Below are 210 nucleotides of genomic sequence, written 5' to 3' on the forward strand. Positions count from 1 at the left end.
ACGCCGGAAGTAGTTGGGGGTTGCCCCCTGTGAGATATGGAAGTCGCTTAGCTCTAGGGAGTTTAGCTCAGCTGGGAGAGCATCTGCCTTACAAGCAGAGGGTCAGCGGTTCGATCCCGTTAACTCCCAAAGGTCCCGTAGTGTAGCGGTTATCACGTCGCCCTGTCACGGCGAAGATCGCGGGTTCGATTCCCGTCGGGACCGTTTAAG

Annotated in this window: 2 tRNA genes; both read left to right on the forward strand. The window is 57.1% G+C overall.

Going from position 1 to position 210, the window contains the following annotated elements:
• Positions 1–56: 56 nt before the first annotated feature.
• Positions 57–129, forward strand: a tRNA-Val gene (locus tag HT722_RS05745).
• A gap of 2 nt (positions 130–131) precedes the next feature.
• Positions 132–204: transfer RNA gene (locus HT722_RS05750), tRNA-Asp, on the forward strand.
• Positions 205–210: the final 6 nt, after the last annotated feature.

This window comes from Streptococcus sp. 53 (genome assembly GCF_013276565.1).
GTDB lineage: Bacteria > Bacillota > Bacilli > Lactobacillales > Streptococcaceae > Streptococcus.